Here is a 19,300-nt window from a genome sequence, read left to right on the forward strand (position 1 = left end):
TATACACCTCGCAATACTTCGATAGTGCCTGCACATGGTTAAAACCCGAAAGGGATGCCCCGCTGTTGGATTGAACTACTTTTTCCGGGTCACAATATGGGTGTGGTACGTAGAGTTTCATCTTTCACCTCATTTAGACTGATTCTATAAACTTTCGCGTTTGCGCGGCACCATCCAGGGATAGATGGTGTTCGGGCACAGAACTTTCGAGCATTCCGGCAATAGCTTTTGCCATCTTTGCCACGGATAATTGATCGGGATGTATCACCCCTGAAATGCCCAACCCCATCAACTGCTGTGCGCGAAATTCCTGATCATCCATCGCTATGCTCGGAACCAGAATCGACGGGACCTGTGTCTCGAGCACATTCATACACGTATTGTAGCCCGCACGACTAATCGACAAATCCGCGTGTTTTATCCACGCTAAAAAATTGGACGTAAAGCGCTCAATGCGAAACGGACTATCACCGCACAACTCGCGCAAAGCCTCAAAATGTGTTTCATCGATAAACGCACCGGCAAAAATCACCATCTCGCGTCCATCGTGCGCAGCGTCCTGGTCCAATTGTTTCCACGCTTCAATACACGGTGCGACAAGCGCAAGCCCCTCAGCTCCACCGCCAGCACTGACCAGCACATACCGATTCGGCGCACCATCAGGTCGAGATGCGTCCTCGAGTTTCTCAGAAACAAACCCCGTATAAACCACGGGAATACCGATATCAGCGGTCCAGGGAAAGTGATCTTCCAACCGGGATAGTTGGGAATCGCCATGCACCAGTACCGCATCGAAATACTGATTCAACACGGGCACGACCTCCTCGTAATACCGCCGATTAAAAGACAAATACTCGTGATGTATCCCACCAAAAGGCACCGAATAAAACCGCATCGCATCTCCATCGCGTCTCTGGGTAAGCGGAAAAGTCAGTTGCAATTCATCGCTTTTTGCCCGCGTTGGAATATCGCGCAGTGAACACAGCACCTTCGCGCCGGGATTGATTTCATTGAGCCTGACAATGGTATTGAGGATCTCGCTCTTAAGCGACCACCGGGAAAAAGGGAAAAACTCAACACAAAACACATCGGGGCGAATCTGTTCCATCGCTTCGGAAAGCCTGACCTGACGCTCGCGCATCACAGCCTGCAAATCCCTCTCCTTATCAACAGACTCAATGCCCTGTGCGCCCGCGCGAAGCGGTGGCAGGGAAATACGCACCACCCGTTCATCGAGATCAGCCTCGGGAATTGGTCGCCCGCCATCGATGAAAAACACATCGCATGTTTTGACCAGTTCATTGACAATCTGTCGATTGCGGAAATGGTGCCCCACGCCAATGAGATGCTGGCTGTAAAAAGCAACGCGCTTACGAAAGTTTTGCGTCTGATCCGCGTGATAAATTTGTGGGGTATCTGGTAATTGAAATTTGCCCATATGTATCGCAATATTTTTTAGAATTATTTCTCAAATAAGGTACATCATTGATATATTCGACATCATCGGTAAGTTCTTCAGACACACCCCACCGCGTGAGCACCACAGGATCAAAGCCAAGAGCTTTTTGCGTGTTGATGATATACTGGCTTCGCAAACTGTAGCCGCTTTGTCGGTGTGGCAGCGAAACATCCAGAATATGTAAAATCTTCATCGGCATAGGATTTTCAAATTGTCTCATGTCTTTCCAATACTTTTGAGACCTATTCTTTTATGATTTTTTTTGAATAATGCTTTCGCATCTCACTTTTGCGCGGTAAGCGGTAAGAGACATGTCATTTACCTTCATAAACACCTCACAAAAATACTTCGAGGAATGAAATCCACACATGCTTGCAACTTCATAGGTCAACAGGGATTGTTCGCTTATTAAGTGCTTTGCATGGGCAATTCTGATCTCTCTCAACTTTTCCCGGAAAGGCTTGCCAACATGCTTTTTGAACAAGGCACTCAGATGCGTTCTGGAAAGTTTGAAATGATCTACGAGATCACTAAATTTGAGGTCCGGGTTGCTGTAATGCGCCTCCAAAAAGGCTTCAAACGCAATTTTCCAACTCGAATCTGATGGGATATGGGTTTTGACCTCAGTCAAAAACCTTTTCTTTTTAATGGGCTTATTGATCACACTGACCGCTCCTGCTCGGATTATTTCTTCGGTTAATTCCATCGGTGCAACTTCCCTCATGATCAGCAGGTATGTGCAACATGTGTGCCAATGGTGAATTTCTAAAATAATAATATTTGTAAAGCATTATTATTATTGCATATAAAGATTATTATGAAAAAAAAGACAGGCTGAATATCGAATTAAGATGTGCAAACATCGTTCACTTTTCTCTTTTCGATTGAACATTATTTGCACTTTAATTCGCATTGACAATCGCGTTCTGGATTGTTATTTTTTTGCATCCTTCTCAAGCTCTCAGCTTGAGATATTTGCCTGCCGCTGACAGTTGACTTGCCCGGTCTTGTCGGCGGCTTTTTCATACAACAATAATGATAATACCTATCTCTCTGTCGCTGCAACAAAAAAAGATTCCACTTATGTCTTATCTGACCTCTTTATGTCTTATTTTTCGTATTTTTTTCGCAATATTGTTTTTTTATATCATTCCAGAATGGAAAGCCAAATGAATCAACTCGTTGATCAAAACGATCAAATTATTCCGCTCGCTTCACTAACAGAGTGGGAAGAAAAACGCGCGAAAATACTCGAAGCAGCGCAGGAAATAATGGGTCCTTTACCGGGAGACGAAAAGCGATGTCCCCTCGCCGTAGATCTGGTAGAAGAAGTAGATTGCGGGACGTATATCAGGCAAATGATCACTTACGCCGCAGAACCCGGTGGCCGCGCACAGGCGTATCTGCTAATCCCAAAACAGGCGTTGGATGGGCGAGCGTGTGCAGCCGTCTTGTGCCCGCACCCAACGCATGCCACATTGGGATACAAAACCGTCGTGGGATTGGGCGACCGCCCCAATCGGGCTTATGCCAGCGAATTGGCCGCGCGCGGCTTTGTCACCATCGCACCGTCCTATCCCATGCTCGCGGAATATTGGCCCGATGTATTCGGCCTGGGCTATGAAAGCGGAACCATGAAGGCGATTTGGGACAATATCCGGGCAATTGATTTACTGGAAACACTGCCATATGTAAAGCGGGGACCCATCGGGGCAATCGGACACTCTCTCGGCGGACACAACTCGGTCTATACCGCTGTTTATGAACCGCGCATCGGCGTTGTGGTATCCAGTTGCGGATTGGATTCCTACATAGACTACAAAGACGGAAATCTCGCTGGATGGACGCAGGATCGGTACATGCCCAAATTGAAAAATTACGCCCATCGCCTGTGGGATATACCCTTTGATTTTCACGATCTAATCGCGGCATTGGCACCCCGACCCTGTTTTATTGCCGCGCCTTTGCGCGACAGCAATTTCAAATGGCAAAGTGTAGATGCCGTTGTCAACGCCGCCGCCCGCGTGTACGCCCTTTACGATGCAACAGAAAATCTAATCGTCGAACACCCCGATTGCGAACACGATTTTCCCAACGCCATGCGCGAACAGGCGTATCAGTTATTCGAAAAACACCTCTGATGACTCGAGAAACCCCATGCAAAGCAAAGTCGCTGTCCTCCGCACATCGCCGCGTACAGTTTTTGAAGACTACCACCGCCTGCTCAATCTGGCGGATTACCAGAATGTAATTGCCAAAGAAGTGGAAACCGCGCTCAAAATCAACATTTCATGGCACTTTTTTTTTCCCGGATGTTCCACAACACCATGGCAACTCGACGGTGTTATCCGCGCCATGAAACGGGATGGCTACGATCCCGACCTCATTCACGGCTGCCACAACCGAACCGTGGTCATCGACGCGCGTTTGGGCGAAAAAGAAAACAAACACCTCCCCGTCATCGAAGCGCACGGCTTAAAAAATATACATCTCTACGAAGGCGAAGAATGGATCAACGTACGCGATGCCGTCGGCGACCTCACCGCAAAATTTCTCTGCCTGAACGAAGTCTATCCCAAAGGTTTTCACATTCCCAAACGCTTTATCGATGAAAACATCATTCATTTCCCCACAGTAAAAACCCACGTCTTTACCACCACCACAGGCGCCATGAAAAATGCCTTTGGCGGCCTGCTCAACGAGCGTCGTCACTGGACCCACCCGGTCATTCACGAAACCCTCGTCGATCTGCTCATGATACAAAAAAAAATCCACCGCGGTGTCTTCGCAGTCATGGACGGCACCTTTGCAGGCGATGGTCCCGGTCCGCGCTGTATGATTCCCCACACCAAAAACGTCATCCTCGCCAGTGCCGACCAGGTCGCCATTGACGCAGTCGCCGCCAAAATGATGGGCTTTGATCCACTTTCAATCAAATACATCCGCATAGCACACGACCTGGGCCTGGGATGCGGAGACCCCTCCCAAATCGAAATTGCGGGCGATTTGGACGCCGCAGAAGAAAATTGGGACTTTGTCGGCCCGTACAAAAAAATGACCTTTGCCTCTAAAATGCAGCACAAGATCTACTGGGGAGGCCTCAAAAAACCCATCGAATGGTCGCTCAAAACCATACTCGCACCCTGGGCTTATATGGCTTCCGTACTCTACCACGACAGCTTCTGGTATCCTTTCCATGCCAAAAACAAAATGCAGGACGTGCTAAACAGCGACTGGGGCCGCCTCTTCCGCAACTGGGAACACCTCACCTCCAACGCACAGGGCTTTCCCGACGTAGGGGACACCTCTGCCAAACTCAAAAAAACGAACCTGCAAGCCTTATGGGATTCGCTCGGCATCTTGCGCGATTGCATAGTCGAAGCCCCTGAGTTCATCCAATCGCGTAAAAAAACAGCGCACCGAGGATAAAAGAGGGCGCACACAAAGACGCGGGCGGGGTACAACTGGTCGTAGCTCAGACCAGTTCACACACGGAGGGGCCAGTATCGAAAAAAATAAATAGGCGGATAATCGCAAAAATCATCCGCCTATTCTACTTCAGCATTGGAAAAGCTATTCAAATCGAGATCAAATTTCTTCTGGCAAAGGGGGGTGTAGAGTTAGTCCTTCCACCCGTTCAAAGTGCCGACGATTAAAAGTGCAGAGCGTCAATTGATGCTGAAGCGCAGTAGCAGCAATCAAAATATCAAAGTGTTCCAATCTCTGCCCTCGTTGCTCTAAACGCACTGTCCACTCAGCAAATAACTTACAAATTGGCCGCGTAATGTCGAGTACTGTAACTACGTTCATAAAATTTTCCAATCCCAATTTGGCCTGTGCGGGATTTTGAGCATGCACAATTCCAATCTCCAGTTCTGCCACGGTAATCATACTTACGCCCAGCCCTGAGGGTCTGAGTTCCTCAAGACGAGCAACGACTTGGGTCTGCCCACGCAAATATCCGATTACCCAACTTGTGTCTAATAGATATGCTATTGCCACGATTCTATCTCTGGGCGGGTTCTCAAGCGGCGCAACTTATGGATGTCTTCTTTAAGACGTTTATCTGTTATCTCTTTCCAACTACCGGCAGCAGCTCGGAAACATCGTATTTTTTTTTCTTCTGAAATATCAGAGCGCGATTCTATAATCACCGTCACGTTTTCACCTTCAGGCAAAACAAGAGGTTCTTCTGGTTCCAATACACCGTTCCGATACATTGCTTTAATTTTTATCGTTTCCATAGTGATTGTCCTTTAAAAAAGTACAGAGCATAATATCTTTTTCCAAAATATACAACTCTACCTTAAATGTCAATCAGTGCTCCCCGATTGATTTTCCCTATATTACTACTTGTACTCTGACTCCTATGACTGAAACTATTCACCACCTGTTCCGCGACAAACTGCCCAAACAGCGGATTGCAAAAATCGAACCGCTCTCCGAAACTCGGGCGCACGCAGTCTGGAAAGTCACGACTGACCGCTCGGTATTTGCTGTAAAACACCACCTCTTTGCATCGCTCACCCGCGGCAAACCATACCACTTACTCGCAGTTGAACAAAAAGTCACCAACCATCTCCTCGCCAGCGGCGTCTCTGTCCCCCGCATAATCGCAACCAACCACGACATGGTCATCTACGAATGGTGCGGCAATCACACCCTCGACGACATCTGCCAGACCGCTGACCCCAGACCATTTGCGCACAGCATCATCAACACCCTTTGCGCCCTTGAAAAAGCGTTTTACAAACACAGCACCAAATTCATCCCGCACATCGCGCCCGGCTGCAGCGCAGATGACCTGCGAGAACAGTGGCACAACACCACCCAATCACTCACAGAAACGCTTCCCGCACTCGTACGCGATCCCAATGCCCCAGACCTCCTATCGACCTGGCAAACCCTTGTAAACGAACTCATCCACGCACCGCCAGCACTCGGTCCCACCGACTACAACGCCCGCAACATCGCGTGTCCGAATCCAGAAATAGCAACAGTCCTCGAACTCGCCAAAATTGGCTATGACTGGCCCGAACGTCGCCTGATACAATACACCACATCACTCGGCGCGCACAACCCCCGCGGTCGCATCATTGGCCTTCTCACACCAGCACTCGCGCAATACTACGCACATCTTGCATCAAAATTGTACTCAACGCCAGCCGAAACCATCCTCTTCCGCCTCGATGCACATCACCTCATTTATCACCTATCCGCAGCCCATATATGCCTCACAACGCCACACTGGCAAAATATCAAGACTCGCCTGGCACAACACAAAAGCCAGATATCCCAGCCCCTGTCCGGCAACCCCCTGACAAACAAATTCCGCACGTACTTTGAAAAAAAATAAAGGCGATCCCTGGACTGGGACCACCTTAGCGAATCTACGAATCTACGAATCTACGAACCCCGCCCACCCTCCCCAAATCAGTATATACTGCCATTCGTCTATTCGTCTATTCGTCTATTCGTCTATTCGTCTATTCGCGCTTCTACCACCCGCTCAAAAATCGCTCGCGTCTGTGCCATATCGTTCTTCAAAACATCTTCAAACACCTCAACCGTATCAAATCCCATCGCCCGGGCGACTGCTGTCAACGCCCGGTCTTCGGTGGGCAAATGGGTGCGTGCCTGCTCGTCCTGGCGCCTGATCACTTTTTCTACAGTACGCAAAAACACATACGCTTGCTGAAGACGTTGTGCATCTCCTGCCTCCAAAAATCCGCCTTCGACCAATCTTCTCAGCGCCTCAAGCGTATTGGCACTGCGCAACTCCGGATGATCTTTAGCGAACTTCAACTGCAAAATTTGTACAATAAACTCAATATCTACAATCCCCCCCGCATCTGTTTTGATACTCACCACCTTACGGGATCTTTGCCCATCTTTGCGCTCCATCTTCTTGCGAATATCCAGCATCGTGGCAACTTCTTCATCTGAAAACCCGGTACCCACAACAAAAGGCTCAAACAAATTCAGCAACTTTTCTCCCAAAACCGCATCGCCAGCGACGACCCGGCTGCGAGACAATGCCATGCGCTCCCACGTTGACGCGCGCGTCTCCAAATAGCGACCATAAGATTCCAGAGACAGTGCCAAAAGCCCGCTCGCCCCCTCGGGCCGCAATCGCGGATCCACTGGATAGAGCTTCCCCTGAGGGGTATTCTGCTCCAGCATCGCGATCATCTGCTGTGCCAGATCGATAAAAAATTGCAAATTCCCCTGCGGCCTCGCGCCATCTGTTTCGCCATCTTCGCCATATACAAATACGATATCCAGATCCGAACCAAAGCTCAATTCGCTCCCGCCCATCTTGCCCAGACCCAACACCACAAACCCGACCTCCTCACCGCTGCGATTGCGTGGCACCCCGCGCTTTTCAATTAAACGTGCATAAACCACCTCATAAACCGCCTGCACAACCGCATCGGCCAACATCGTCAGCGCCTCAAATGTTTCAAACGTATCGGTCAAGCCCACGAGATTGCGCGTGCCAAAGCGCAGCAACTCCCGATTTTTTACAGAATTTATCCCCCCCGCCAACTCGGGCGTATCGCCATACCGCTCAACCTGTGCGCAAAACTGTTCTCGCAAAGCATCCATACCCGGACTGAGATGCAAAACCTCTGCTTCCGGATCCAGATACAAAACCTCTGGGCGAACCAGCCAATCGAGCAATCCGGGATTGCGCCTTATCACCTGCACCAGAAATTGACTGCCAACACACAGTGACAACATCAACTCGCGAAACCCCTGATTAGATGCCAAAATGCGGAAAAACATATCGCCCGCGCCATAAGCAGACACCAGACTCTCCAGATTGCTCAACCCCTGATCCGGATCGGCGGACTCCTGAAGTGCCTGCATCAATGCCGGTGCCAATTCTGTAAAGCTCTGACGCGCCCGTGTGCCCCGAATCCGCGGCACATGTCCAAAAGCCAGATAAATGAGATTGCGATGCGCCTCGCCCGGCCGATCAAACCCAATCTCTTCTAACAATCCGCTGGCCTCTGCATCGCCTATTTCCATATTTACCAGCGCGCCTATAGAACGGCCCTCGCTTTCTCGCGCCTCCGTAAAGACCTGGGCATACACCTCCTGCACAGCCTTCAAATGGACATCCAGTATTTTGCGATACGCCTCAGCAGATGCCATATCCATCGTGCGCGCCAGTATGCGCTGTTCATCCACTCCTTCGGGCAGCGAATAATCACTGCGATTGTGCATCATCTGCAAGCGGTGTTCCAAACGCCTGAAAAATACATAAGCATCCCTTAGCTGATCGGCTTCCTTACCCGACAGCGCAGATACACGCTGCAACTGCCGGATAGCCTCGAGCGTATTATCCGACCTCGCATTCTCGTGTACGCGCCCCACCAGCAATTGCAAACACTGCACAATAAACTCGATATCCCGGATACCGCCCGAGCGCAACTTCAAATGCGTCTCGCGCTGCCCCTTGCTGCCAATCTGATCTTCTATACGCGCCTTAACGCGGTTGATCTCCGTTGCCGGACTGGTATCAAAATAGCGCGGATAGACAAAGGGCTGTACCATCTTCAAAAAACGTTGCCCCAGGGCTTCAGACCCGGCACAGCAACGGGCTTTAATCAGCATCTGCCGCTCCCACAACTCGCCCCGACGCATATAATAACCCTCATATCCGGCAAGAGGCATCACGAGCGCACCAGCCGCGCCATCGGGACGCAGACGCATATCCGTGCGATACAAAAATCCCTCTGGCGTCACCTCTGTTGCCGCACGCACAATTTGCTCACACAAACGGGTAAAAAATTCCTGATTGGTCACAGACCGTTCACCATCTGTATAGCCCTCGGCACTATAGACAAACATCAAATCGATATCCGAACTAAAATTGAGTTCCATACCGCCCAACTTACCCAGCCCAAAAATCGCAAATTCCACAGGCTGTCCATCGTCATTTCGCGGCATGCCATAACGCGCTTGCAGATCGGGCAACAAAATATCAATCAGCTTTTGCAAACACACATCTGCCAAAATAGACAAATCAGCCGCAACATATTGAATGGCGCGCCCACCCGCCAGATCGCCCACGCCAATACGCAACAACTCGCGTCGCGCAACCCGCCGAACAGCATTGAGTTTGTCTTCGCGCGTATCCACAGCCTCGACAGCCCGATCAAAAGACGCCATCAATTGTTCTTTCTCACACGGTTGTGCAATGCGATCCGGAGCACCTGTCAACCAGTCAAAAATATCGGGGTCGCGCACCAGCATATCAGCCATAAAAGGGCTACCGCCCAAAACGCACAACAACATGCGACACAACTCGGGATACGCTTTGAACGTGTGCAAAAACGACACGCGACTGGCCTGCACGATACGCACAAAATTATGCAGCGCCATATCGGGATCGGGCGCATCGACCAACGCCTGAAAAAAATCATCGGGAAGTTGACCATCAGCCTCTGAGCCAGCCAACTCTTCGAGATTGTGCAACGCGCGTTCAACATCTCGAAATCCCGCCTGTGCAAGCGCGTCCCGTGCGCCGGGTGTGTCAAAATCAAAAATATCCATAACGAACCTCAAGCTATAACGCCGCTTCTCCTGTCTCTCGCGTGCGAATGCGGATCGCTTGCTCAACAGTACTCACAAAAATCTTCCCATCGCCGACTTCGCCCGTGGTGGCGGTCTCCAGAATAGCTTCAATCGCCTTTTCCAACTCGTCGTCAGCGACCACCAGTTCAATTTTGAGTTTCGGTAAAAAATCCACGTGATATTCGCTACCCCTGTAAAACTCCCGATGCCCGCGCTGGCGACCAAACCCCCGGTATTCGCCAACCGACATCCCCACCAATCCCAATTCGGTGAGTGCTTCCTTTACTTCATCTAACTTAAACGGCTTGATAAATGCCTCAATTTTTTTCATTACAACCTCCCAAACGCAATGTTGACACCGAACAAAAAAACCTATATCCTGTGCCCATTCAAAAATCACCACCAATACGCGAAAAAGGAACCGCTATGCCTGTAACGAGACTATCGGAAACCACAGCCGAAGAATTCCCCTGGGGCACCCTCAACTGGCTCATGGGCCAGGCCATTGACCCCGATGCCAAACAGACTTTTGGCATGGCCGTCATTCAACCCGGCCAGCAAAATCCACCGCATTACCATCCCAATTGCGAAGAAATCCTCTACGTCGTCTCCGGAACATGCGAACACACATATGGCGACGACTGCTATCAGCTCAAACCGGGCGATAGCATTCGGGTTCCCGCCGGCGTAATCCACCACGCCATCAACAACGGCGACGAGCCGCTGCGCGCAATCATCTCCTTTTCATCGGGCGATCGTCAAACCGTATTTCTCGAATAGGCAAACAATGACTATTCGCGCCATCATCTTCGACATGGACGGCACGCTCACAGAATCGTACATCAACTGGCCGGCGTTGCGATCAAAAATCAATTGCCCGCCCGAAAAAACCATCATCGAACACATCGACAGTTTGCCGGCAAAACAACGCAAACAGGCCAATGACATCCTTCTCCAACAAGAATGGGAAGCAGCACAACACGCCGCCATTCGCACTGGCGCAACAGAACTCATCGACGCACTGCGAGCGCGCAAATACAAACTCGGCCTGGTCACCAACAACCACGGCGCCGCCATGCACCGTGTAATCAACCGACTCAATCGCACCTTTGACATCGCCCTCAGCCGCGACGACGGCCCCATAAAACCCAGCCCCTACCTCATCCACAAAACGCTCCAGGCCCTCGGCAGTTCCCCAAACGAAGCCATAAGCATCGGCGATAGCCGTTACGATCTCATGGCCTCTGCCGCCGCCCGCGTGCGCTGTATTCACTTCACCGATGGCGCATCCGACCTCACGCACGATCTCCAGGTCGCGTCACTACCTGCGATCATACCGCTCCTGGATCGGCTTTAGCAGACACCATCCTTTCTGCACACATTCGGATGCGCGCCAACGCCTTTTCGATATTTTCCACAGAATTCGCGTAAGAAAACCGCAAATACCCCTCGCCGTATTCCCCAAAGCCCGACCCCGCCAGACACGCTACGTGTCCCTCATTCAAAATCACATCCGCGACTTCCGCAGACGACTTGCCCAATCCCATAATATTTGGAAACGCGTAAAAAGCGCCCTCGGGCATCGGGCAGGTAATCCCCTCAATCGCATTCAAACCCTCTACAATAATCGCACGCCGTTTGCGAAACGCAGCCATCATATCCTCAACCGCATCCTGCGGACCCTTCAACGCAGCCACAGCCGCCATTTGCGTAAACGCAGCCGTACACGAATTGCTATTGACCATCAGCCGATCAAAATGCGGCACGAGATCCATAGGCATCACGCCATAGCCAATGCGCCAGCCCGTCATCGCATACGTCTTGGAAAACCCATCGAGAATAATCAACAAATCGGCAATACCCTCACACGCCGAAATGCTGTGAAACTCATTGCCATAGACCATCCGAGAATAAATCTCATCGGACAACACGGGAATCTGGTGCTCGACCGCCACCTCGGCAATCGCCTGCAAATCACCTTCTGGAATTATGCCGCCCGTGGGATTTTGCGGTGAATTTAGAATAATCAGCTTTGTGCGTTCCGTCACCAGATCGCGCAACTGATCCGCATCCAGGCTAAATCCGCGATCCTCCGTCAAAGGCACGGGCACGGGTTGCGCACCCGCAAAGCGAATCACCGACTCGTAAATCGGAAAACCCGGATTCGGATAAATCACCTCATCACCAGGCTCTGCCAATGCGAGAATAGAATAAAACATAATCGGCTTGGCACCGGGCGTCACCACCACCTGATCGGGATGCACGTCAATCTGTCGCGTTGTCGAAATCTCTTCCGCTATTGCCTCGCGCAACTCGGGCAATCCCACGGGCGGACCGTAATGCGTAAACCCATCTGACAGTGCTCGTTGCCCCGCCTCGACAATATGCGCGGGCGTATCAAAATCCGGCTCGCCAATTTCCAGATGCACCACATCGTGTCCCATCGCCTCCAGCGCGCGCGCCTTTACCAGCACCTCAAATGCAGACTCCGTCCCCAACAGCGACATGCGATTTGCAATATTCATCATCTCACCTCACGCCTTACTTGATAACAATTGCGTGTGCAACTTCGGGACCGTGAACCCCCAGCGTCAGCCGCATCTCAATATCTGCGGTTCGGCTCGGTCCAGAAATAAAAGTCGCCGTTGCATTTTCGGGATGATCCAGATAAAACTGGCGCAACGGCTCAGCCGCATCCCTCAAATTCTCCAGCAGCGTACTCGCCTTAAAAATACCGATATGTACGCGGGGCAAAGTCGAAACAAGACGCACGGCATCGTCCAGAGCAAACTCGACGAGACTTCCCGACTCAGCCACCGCAAAAACCGCCCAGGACACACCCCCCTCGGCAACATCAATCGCGTGGGGCAATTCGGAACTGTCAAAAGGCGGCACGCGCACATCAATCCCCGCATCCACACACGCGCGTTCAACAACATCGTCCAATCCATCGGGCAACTCGGCGAACACAACCCGCTTACAACCCACCTCCCTGAGCACACTGACCACAATGGGCGCAACCGCATCAGCACCCTCAGCCACATGCGCCACCCCGGACAAAGACGCGTACTTTTTGACAAAAGCATCGATCAATTCATCACTCATAATCCACCTATCAATAGAAGTTTGAAAGACATTCAAAGTAATGCGAAACACTGTTTGACGCAAGTACACATACGGAGTACACCACTACTTTACCCTTTACCCTTTGAACTCTCCACTTTATCTTTACCCCATTCCGCACTTACTATCCATTGTTCACTGGAAACTACCATGCACTCTCCAATACGCATCGCACAAATCGGCCTTGGGCCACTCGGCCAGATGCTCACCCCTTATCTGGTAAAACGATCGGGCATTGAAATCGTCAGTGCCATTGACATTGACCCATCCAAAACAAATCGCGACCTGGGCGACGTGAGCCAATGTGACCAACCCCTCGGCATAGCCATCACCGACGATCTCGACAGGGGATTGGCCGACGCAGACCTCGCCGTAGTGACAACCGTATCAGAACTCCAGCGCATCGCCCCCACATTAAAAGCAATTATCGACCGGGGCGTCAACATCGTCTCAACCTGTGAAGAACTGTCTTATCCCTGGACAACACAACCCGAATTATCCACAACCATCGACACCTGGGCAAAAGAACGCGCCGTCTCAGTCCTCGGAACCGGCATCAACCCCGGTTTTCTCATGGACTTCTTGCCCACAGCGGCCACCGGCGTATGTCATACCGTGCAATCCATTCGCATAGAACGCACCCAGGACGCCTCTGCGCGCCGTCTCCCCTTCCAACAAAAAATAGGTGCTGGCCTTACCGTCGAAGAATTTCAAAACCTCGTCGCCCAACAAAAAATCCGACACGTCGGCCTCACTGAATCCATGCACATGATCGCGGCGCGACTGGGATGGCAACTCGACCACACCGAAGACATCGTAGAACCCGTCCTCGCAAAACCGGGGCATTGTGCAGGCGTACTGCAAACGGGACGGGGATACCACAACGGGCGGGAAGTCCTCACCCTCATCTTCAAAGCCGCCGTCGGACAACTGATACACAACGGCGAATCAATCGAATCTCAGGAACGCATCCAGATCAATGGCACGCCCGCTTACGACCTCATCATACCCGGCGGCATCAACGGCGACATCGCCACCTGCGCAGTCATCGCCAATGCCATCCCAATAGTCGCATCTGCCGCACCCGGACTGCGCACCATGATCGACATCCCCCCACTCTCCTGCGCCCAGGAAATCCTTGAGGAATAGATGCCCTCTCTTATAAGCGATTTTGACCTGCACCTGCACGGCGAAGGCAATCACCACCACATCTACGACTGCCTCGGCGCACACCCCACAGAAAAAGGCGTACATTTTGCCGTATGGGCACCCAATGCCTGGCGCGTAAGCGTGGTTGGCGACTTCAACGCCTGGAATAGATGCCAGCACCCCATGCAAAACAGGGGCAGCACAGGTGTATGGGAACTATTCATCCCCGACCTGACACCCGGCACCCTCTACAAATACGAAATCAAAACCCAAAACGGCGATATCTTTACCAAAAGCGACCCCTACGCCTTCTGTATGGAACACCGCCCGCGCACAGCCTCTGTCGTGTACCAGCCCGACGATGCCCTGTGGACCGATGCCGAATGGCTACAAACCCGCCAGAAAAAAGACCCATACACAGACCCAATCTCCATATACGAAGTACACCCCGGATCCTGGCGGCGCAACCCACAAGAAAACAACCGACCGCTCACCTATCGCGAACTCGCGCACGAACTCGTCGAATACGTCCTCGAAATGGGCTACACCCACATCGAACTCCTCCCCATCATGGAACACCCCTTAGACGAATCCTGGGGCTATCAGATCACGGGCTATTACGCGCCAACCAGCCGTTTTGGCACGCCAGACGATTTCAAATACCTCGTCAACCACTGCCACATCCACGGCATAGGCGTCATCCTCGACTGGGTACCCGCACACTTCCCAACAGACGCGCATGGACTCGCCCAATTCGACGGCTCTGCCCTGTACGAACACGCCGACCCCCGGCAGGGAACACACCCCGATTGGGGCACCTTAATTTTCAATTACGGACGCAATGAAGTACGCAATTTTCTCATCGCCAATGTCCTCTTCTGGATCGAAAAATATCACATCGACGGCCTGCGCGTCGATGCAGTCGCATCCATGCTCTACCTCGATTACTCGCGCAAAGAAGGCGAATGGATCCCCAACCAATATGGCGGCAGAGAAAATTTAGACGCCATCGCCTTTATGCACCAGCTCAACACCCTGATCCACGAAAAGTTCCCGGGCGTCTTGATGATCGCCGAAGAATCGACCTCCTGGCCCGGCGTCTCTCGCCCCGTTTATCTGGGCGGCCTCGGCTTTGGATTCAAATGGAACATGGGCTGGATGAACGACACCCTGTCCTACATCTCCAAAGAACCGATCCACCGCAAATACCATCACGACAACCTCACCTTTGGCCTCGTCTATGCCTTCCACGAAAACTTCATCCTCGTGCTCTCCCACGACGAAGTCGTCCACGGCAAACGCGCCCTCATCGACAAAATGCCCGGCGACCGCTGGCAAAAATTTGCCAATCTGCGCGCCTTTTACGCCTTTCAATACGCCCATCCCGGCAAAAAGTTGCTCTTTATGGGCGGTGAACTCGGCCAGTGGCAAGAATGGAACGCACAGGAAAGCGTACACTGGCACCTGCTCGAAGAACCCGACCACGCGGGCCTGAAGCGCTTTGTAAGAGACCTCAACACCCTCTACCGGGACGAACCCGCACTCTACGAACGGGACTTTGACCCCGAAGGCTTTGAATGGATCTCACTCCACGACGCCTCAAACAGCGTCCTATCCTTCCTGCGCCGCGCGCGATCACACGATGCCCCTTTAATCTTTGCCTGCAACTTTACCCCCGTCCCAAGAGAAAACTACCGCATAGGCGTACCCACCCCAGGCACATACCGCGAACTCATCAACAGTGACGCCGAACGCTATGGCGGCAGCAACATGGGCAACCTCGGCACCGTCCAAACCGAACCCATCGCAAGTCACGGACATCCGCAATCCCTGCAAATCACCCTTCCCCCACTCGCCGCTGTCATATTCAAACCTGAGTAAAATGCAAAAACTGGATATCAAGCGTCCCTGATTACTGTCCGTATATGGATTATAGTCCATATACGGATGTTTAGATATAATTATTTATTAATCAATAACATACACTGGCGACATGACCCACGTCCCGGACAGGGACTTTGATACGCTACGCGCCGCAGGAAACATCTCCCCTACAGGGATCTGGTCGGATGGAACGACTATATGGGTAGCGGACTACGACAGGGGCCACACGGGACGGGATACAAGGGAGACTGTAGCTACCGAGACGAAAACACGGGCGAGATCCGCGTTACCGGTGAGAACACAGAAACCCAGGTATGGCGTCATCGCGGTGGTGCCGGGTCGAAGGCACGGATCATCGTGGAAACAGCGAGGTGAGATCCAAATATGGTATGCCTGTCTGGATGCAGGTGGTTGTGGAAACCATATTCCGGATGATATGCGCTGGGGCCGCGGGAATCGTCCTGTGATGAATGTGAGTTGGGAAGATGCCCAGTCTTATGTGCGCTGGTTGTCCGCCCGAACGGGTAAAACGTATCGTTTATTGAGTGAATCGGAATGGGAGTATGTGGCACGCACGGGTACGGAGACAGCGTATAGCTGGGTGATAGCATAGGTGTCAACCGCGCCAGTGGGATCTTTTGAGGCGAATGCCTGGGGTGTTTACGATATGCACGGGAATGTGTATGAGTGGGTACAAGATTGTTGGAATAGCGATTACGAGGGCGCACCCTCTGATGGGTATGCGTGGAAGTCTGAGGACTGTAGTGATCGTGGTGATCGCGTGGTGCGTGGTGGTTCGTGGGACTACGGACGGTGGTGGTTGCGTTCGGCGCATCGCGGCGAGGGTCCCACCGAATACCGGAGCAACGTCAACGGTTTTCGAGTTGCCCGGGATCTTTAACTCCTCTCATCTAACAAATGCCCAAACGCCTCCAGACTGGATACCTGTATCGCCGCGCGATGCAACTGCTTGAGGCGTGAGATAGGGGCATTTCAGGCATCAAAAATTATAGACATAATCCTACAGTTGTCTATATCAATAATTCCGCAATTGTCAGTTTCAATAGAGACAATTTCCTACAATTGTCATTCTCAAGAGCGACATCTTTCCGCAATTGTCTATCTCGATAGGTGTTTTGTCAGGAACACTTCCAACACCGCTCTTTTATCTAACGAGGTATCAGACGAATATCCAGACGACAGCCAACAGCTTCTGCATATTTTTTTAGAGTGGCAAGAGAAGGAGAATGCTTTTTGTGGCGCCCCGATGCTTCAAGACGTGCAATTGCGGGCGTTTTGGTGCCCATCTTTTTAGCCACATCAGCCTGGGTTAAACCCGCATTCTTTCTGGCTCTGAGCATTTCATCAAAAAGCGCAAATTCATCCGCAAGCGCGTCGTATTCAGCGACAAATTCTGGATCTTTCTTCCATTCATCAATCATTTCACGATGTGTTTTCATGTGCAACCTCCTTCTGACGTTTGCGTGCAATCTCCAATTCCTTTCGAGGCGTTTTTTCAGATTTTTTGATATAGGCGTGGAGCACAATCACCCTTCGAGCAACAACCGTACAAAAAAACGCACGTCCAATTCCTTCTTTACCTTTTGCTCGTATCTCGAATAAACCATTCCCCAACGCTCGTGTAAGCGGTGCAACTGCTTGAGGCGTTGCAGACCCAGGATACCACATCCTATATTAAACCGTTTCGCCCACCGCCTGTGCAGCCCTTTGGATGACGCGGTCTCCAATATAATACCCATTCTGTTTCATATTTCTCAGAAGGGGAACCACTTCCCGAATCAACTGTTTTCTTTTTGCCTGAACAAGAATACCTGCTGAACCAATAATTTCCAAATTCAGGTCTTCTGCTACCCTTCTCGCCCGGTGATCATCCAGTAATAAACGCGAATTGGGCAATTGCTTTGCCAATTGAATCACTTCGGTTTCTCCAGCCCCCAGTGCAATGGAAATCAATTCTGGTGTTTGTTCCACTGTCCGATGTTCAAGCCATGAAACACGATCTAAAAAGTTAAGGCCAGAGGCTTTTTGGCCTCCGGCCAGAATTTCATCTATTACAGCGGATGGTGCGATAACGCGAGAATACAATCCGGGCAATAGGTTGAGTCGGTTCACGCCCGCCAATGCAATGAGCGGACTGGAATCTGCGATCAGAAACACGTCATTTATGACCAAATTCTGTGTCGAGTTGATCATCATCCAGATCAACAACAGGGATATTCAGGGCACTGACCTTTACGAGAAACTCGGGCTTGCTTAAACCGGATAGCTCCGCTGCTTTTCCAGCAGAAATCCGGCGGAGTTCAAAGAATTTCAAAGCCAATAAAAAACGCGCTTCTCGTTCAAATACTTCGGGTTCTTGCCCGGTGATCAAGAGCAGGTCTTCGGAATATGGTATATTCAATGTTTTCATATTTTACCCTGTCAGATCGGACATAAGACTAAAAAACATTTAGTTACTCGACACTACAACATCCCAATTATATCAAAAAGGCCCTGTATTATCAAGGGCTTCTTGATAATGGTCAGAGATTGGGATGACAGGCAAAACCTTCTGAATCGCGGCTAAATTCAAACGTGCGTTATTGGGCGCGTTGACGCCACCCTATTATCGCGTCACTCTGTTGCGTTTAACCTGCGTCTAAATTCATCGAGATCGGATACCTGGACCGCCGCGCGGTGCAACTGCTTGAGGCGTTGTAAATCGTCGATGGCCGCTATGCGAGCAGATAGGGGGTGTGGCTCAGACATATCAAATCGAATCTCTAACACTTCAAGGATAGCTTCAAGCGTGCTTTTTCTTTCCCCTTGCTCAAAACTTTCCTCTCTACTTTGTTGGGTAAGGGATTGAAAAAGAGATGATTCGCGGATGAGATCCATGATGCCCTCCTTAAAAATAATACCAGAAATAGTTTCAGACTTGTAAACCAACTCGCTCAATGCCACCATACCAGCGAGATAATCGGCTCTGGATGACCGAGCTATGGGGCGCGTTCGAGCTGTGTGAATACACTGATGCAACCACGCATCCGAGGCCATCCCTTCAGGTGGCTTCATCAATGGCGTGAAAGGGATCAGACC

Annotated in this window: 21 protein-coding genes and 1 pseudogene; 8 read left to right on the forward strand and 14 right to left on the reverse strand. The window is 51.1% G+C overall.

What is annotated here, in order from left to right; translation table 11 throughout:
• Nucleotides 1–133: 133 nt before the first annotated feature.
• The 3 genes from OXH16_23815 to OXH16_23825 are packed head-to-tail and all read right to left on the reverse strand — an operon-like array spanning nt 134 to nt 2,165.
• Complete coding sequence (locus OXH16_23815; GenBank protein MCY3684431.1) at nt 134–1,438, reverse strand: glycosyltransferase; 1,305 nt, start codon at nt 1,436–1,438, stop codon at nt 134–136.
• Complete coding sequence (locus OXH16_23820) at nt 1,371–1,679, reverse strand: hypothetical protein (protein MCY3684432.1); 309 nt, start codon at nt 1,677–1,679, stop codon at nt 1,371–1,373. The genes OXH16_23815 and OXH16_23820 overlap by 68 nt, the downstream gene beginning before the upstream one ends.
• Nucleotides 1,680–1,709: 30 nt before the next feature.
• Nucleotides 1,710–2,165: a helix-turn-helix transcriptional regulator gene (locus OXH16_23825; protein MCY3684433.1), complete on the reverse strand. Its 456-nt coding sequence runs from the start codon at nt 2,163–2,165 to the stop codon at nt 1,710–1,712.
• 463 nt (nt 2,166–2,628) lie between these two features.
• Between OXH16_23825 and OXH16_23830 the strand changes: the two genes are divergently transcribed.
• Nucleotides 2,629–3,600 (forward strand): alpha/beta hydrolase, encoded by a 972-nt coding sequence (locus OXH16_23830; GenBank protein MCY3684434.1) that lies wholly within the window; start codon nt 2,629–2,631, stop codon nt 3,598–3,600.
• Between the two features lie 16 nt (nt 3,601–3,616).
• On the forward strand, nt 3,617–4,888 hold the full coding sequence (locus tag OXH16_23835; protein ID MCY3684435.1) for a DUF362 domain-containing protein: 1,272 nt from the start codon (nt 3,617–3,619) through the stop codon (nt 4,886–4,888).
• 159 nt (nt 4,889–5,047) lie between these two features.
• Here the strand turns inward: OXH16_23835 and OXH16_23840 are convergent, their stop codons facing one another.
• Entirely contained in the window at nt 5,048–5,461 is a 414-nt protein-coding gene (locus OXH16_23840) for a type II toxin-antitoxin system VapC family toxin (GenBank protein MCY3684436.1), read from the reverse strand.
• Nucleotides 5,452–5,703: an antitoxin family protein gene (locus tag OXH16_23845; protein MCY3684437.1), complete on the reverse strand. Its 252-nt coding sequence runs from the start codon at nt 5,701–5,703 to the stop codon at nt 5,452–5,454. Before OXH16_23845 ends, OXH16_23840 begins: the two co-directional genes overlap by 10 nt.
• A gap of 125 nt (nt 5,704–5,828) precedes the next feature.
• Here OXH16_23845 and OXH16_23850 point away from each other — a divergent pair, with 125 nt between their 5' ends.
• Complete coding sequence (locus tag OXH16_23850) at nt 5,829–6,815, forward strand: hypothetical protein (protein MCY3684438.1); 987 nt, start codon at nt 5,829–5,831, stop codon at nt 6,813–6,815.
• Between the two features lie 122 nt (nt 6,816–6,937).
• Here the strand turns inward: OXH16_23850 and glnE are convergent, their stop codons facing one another.
• Both glnE and OXH16_23860 read right to left on the reverse strand, forming a co-directional pair.
• A complete protein-coding gene (gene glnE / locus OXH16_23855) occupies nt 6,938–10,024 on the reverse strand; it encodes a bifunctional [glutamate--ammonia ligase]-adenylyl-L-tyrosine phosphorylase/[glutamate--ammonia-ligase] adenylyltransferase (protein ID MCY3684439.1) in 3,087 nt (1,028 codons plus the stop codon).
• Nucleotides 10,025–10,037: 13 nt separating this feature from the next.
• Nucleotides 10,038–10,376: a P-II family nitrogen regulator gene (locus OXH16_23860; protein ID MCY3684440.1), complete on the reverse strand. Its 339-nt coding sequence runs from the start codon at nt 10,374–10,376 to the stop codon at nt 10,038–10,040.
• 95 nt (nt 10,377–10,471) lie between these two features.
• Here OXH16_23860 and OXH16_23865 point away from each other — a divergent pair, with 95 nt between their 5' ends.
• Entirely contained in the window at nt 10,472–10,825 is a 354-nt protein-coding gene (locus OXH16_23865) for a cupin domain-containing protein (GenBank protein MCY3684441.1), read from the forward strand.
• Nucleotides 10,826–10,832: 7 nt separating this feature from the next.
• On the forward strand, nt 10,833–11,402 hold the full coding sequence (locus OXH16_23870) for an HAD-IA family hydrolase (GenBank protein ID MCY3684442.1): 570 nt from the start codon (nt 10,833–10,835) through the stop codon (nt 11,400–11,402).
• Here OXH16_23870 and OXH16_23875 read toward each other — a convergent pair.
• Together OXH16_23875 and OXH16_23880 are read right to left on the reverse strand one after the other, a co-directional pair.
• Nucleotides 11,377–12,573, reverse strand: coding sequence for a pyridoxal phosphate-dependent aminotransferase (locus OXH16_23875; GenBank protein MCY3684443.1), 1,197 nt, complete (start codon nt 12,571–12,573; stop codon nt 11,377–11,379). The two genes, OXH16_23870 and OXH16_23875, sit on opposite strands and share 26 nt — an antisense overlap.
• A 13-nt stretch (nt 12,574–12,586) precedes the next feature.
• Entirely contained in the window at nt 12,587–13,150 is a 564-nt protein-coding gene (locus OXH16_23880; GenBank protein ID MCY3684444.1) for an LUD domain-containing protein, read from the reverse strand.
• 168 nt (nt 13,151–13,318) lie between these two features.
• On the opposite strand from OXH16_23880, the gene OXH16_23885 reads away from it, so the two are divergent.
• From OXH16_23885 to OXH16_23895, 3 genes and pseudogenes are all read left to right on the forward strand, one after another.
• Complete coding sequence (locus OXH16_23885; GenBank protein MCY3684445.1) at nt 13,319–14,317, forward strand: dihydrodipicolinate reductase; 999 nt, start codon at nt 13,319–13,321, stop codon at nt 14,315–14,317.
• Nucleotides 14,318–16,198 (forward strand): 1,4-alpha-glucan branching protein GlgB, encoded by a 1,881-nt coding sequence (glgB, locus tag OXH16_23890; protein MCY3684446.1) that lies wholly within the window; start codon nt 14,318–14,320, stop codon nt 16,196–16,198. It begins immediately after the preceding gene.
• 439 nt (nt 16,199–16,637) lie between these two features.
• A pseudogene (locus OXH16_23895) lies at nt 16,638–17,102 on the forward strand (formylglycine-generating enzyme family protein).
• Nucleotides 17,103–17,370: 268 nt separating this feature from the next.
• Here the strand turns inward: OXH16_23895 and OXH16_23900 are convergent.
• The 5 genes from OXH16_23900 to OXH16_23920 form a co-directional block, all read right to left on the reverse strand.
• A complete protein-coding gene (locus OXH16_23900) occupies nt 17,371–17,661 on the reverse strand; it encodes a helix-turn-helix transcriptional regulator (GenBank protein ID MCY3684447.1) in 291 nt (96 codons plus the stop codon).
• Nucleotides 17,645–17,890, reverse strand: coding sequence for a type II toxin-antitoxin system RelE/ParE family toxin (locus tag OXH16_23905; protein ID MCY3684448.1), 246 nt, complete (start codon nt 17,888–17,890; stop codon nt 17,645–17,647). The genes OXH16_23900 and OXH16_23905 overlap by 17 nt, the downstream gene beginning before the upstream one ends.
• A 6-nt stretch (nt 17,891–17,896) precedes the next feature.
• Nucleotides 17,897–18,379: a DUF3368 domain-containing protein gene (locus OXH16_23910; GenBank protein MCY3684449.1), complete on the reverse strand. Its 483-nt coding sequence runs from the start codon at nt 18,377–18,379 to the stop codon at nt 17,897–17,899.
• A gap of 1 nt (nt 18,380) precedes the next feature.
• Nucleotides 18,381–18,632, reverse strand: a complete 252-nt coding sequence (locus OXH16_23915) for a UPF0175 family protein (protein MCY3684450.1) — start codon at nt 18,630–18,632, stop codon at nt 18,381–18,383.
• 203 nt (nt 18,633–18,835) lie between these two features.
• On the reverse strand, nt 18,836–19,300 hold a 465-nt coding region (locus OXH16_23920), incomplete at its 5' end, for a hypothetical protein (GenBank protein MCY3684451.1).

It is taken from the genome of Gemmatimonadota bacterium, from assembly GCA_026705765.1.
GTDB lineage: Bacteria > Latescibacterota > UBA2968 > UBA2968 > UBA2968 > VXRD01.

Bases quoted from the DNA above. Each gene is read 5' to 3' on its own strand.
- OXH16_23815 (MCY3684431.1), bottom strand. From the start codon at position 1,438: ATGGGCAAATTTCAATTACCAGATACCCCACAAATTTATCACGCGGAT.
- OXH16_23820 (MCY3684432.1), bottom strand. From the start codon at position 1,679: ATGAGACAATTTGAAAATCCTATGCCGATGAAGATTTTACATATTCTG.
- OXH16_23825 (MCY3684433.1), bottom strand. From the start codon at position 2,165: ATGGAATTAACCGAAGAAATAATCCGAGCAGGAGCGGTCAGTGTGATC.
- OXH16_23830 (MCY3684434.1), top strand. From the start codon at position 2,629: ATGAATCAACTCGTTGATCAAAACGATCAAATTATTCCGCTCGCTTCA.
- OXH16_23835 (MCY3684435.1), top strand. From the start codon at position 3,617: ATGCAAAGCAAAGTCGCTGTCCTCCGCACATCGCCGCGTACAGTTTTT.
- OXH16_23845 (MCY3684437.1), bottom strand. From the start codon at position 5,703: ATGGAAACGATAAAAATTAAAGCAATGTATCGGAACGGTGTATTGGAA.
- OXH16_23850 (MCY3684438.1), top strand. From the start codon at position 5,829: ATGACTGAAACTATTCACCACCTGTTCCGCGACAAACTGCCCAAACAG.
- glnE (MCY3684439.1), bottom strand. From the start codon at position 10,024: ATGGATATTTTTGATTTTGACACACCCGGCGCACGGGACGCGCTTGCA.
- OXH16_23860 (MCY3684440.1), bottom strand. From the start codon at position 10,376: ATGAAAAAAATTGAGGCATTTATCAAGCCGTTTAAGTTAGATGAAGTA.
- OXH16_23865 (MCY3684441.1), top strand. From the start codon at position 10,472: ATGCCTGTAACGAGACTATCGGAAACCACAGCCGAAGAATTCCCCTGG.
- OXH16_23870 (MCY3684442.1), top strand. From the start codon at position 10,833: ATGACTATTCGCGCCATCATCTTCGACATGGACGGCACGCTCACAGAA.
- OXH16_23875 (MCY3684443.1), bottom strand. From the start codon at position 12,573: ATGATGAATATTGCAAATCGCATGTCGCTGTTGGGGACGGAGTCTGCA.
- OXH16_23880 (MCY3684444.1), bottom strand. From the start codon at position 13,150: ATGAGTGATGAATTGATCGATGCTTTTGTCAAAAAGTACGCGTCTTTG.
- OXH16_23885 (MCY3684445.1), top strand. From the start codon at position 13,319: ATGCACTCTCCAATACGCATCGCACAAATCGGCCTTGGGCCACTCGGC.
- glgB (MCY3684446.1), top strand. From the start codon at position 14,318: ATGCCCTCTCTTATAAGCGATTTTGACCTGCACCTGCACGGCGAAGGC.
- OXH16_23900 (MCY3684447.1), bottom strand. From the start codon at position 17,661: ATGAAAACACATCGTGAAATGATTGATGAATGGAAGAAAGATCCAGAA.
- OXH16_23905 (MCY3684448.1), bottom strand. From the start codon at position 17,890: ATGTGGTATCCTGGGTCTGCAACGCCTCAAGCAGTTGCACCGCTTACA.
- OXH16_23915 (MCY3684450.1), bottom strand. From the start codon at position 18,632: ATGAAAACATTGAATATACCATATTCCGAAGACCTGCTCTTGATCACC.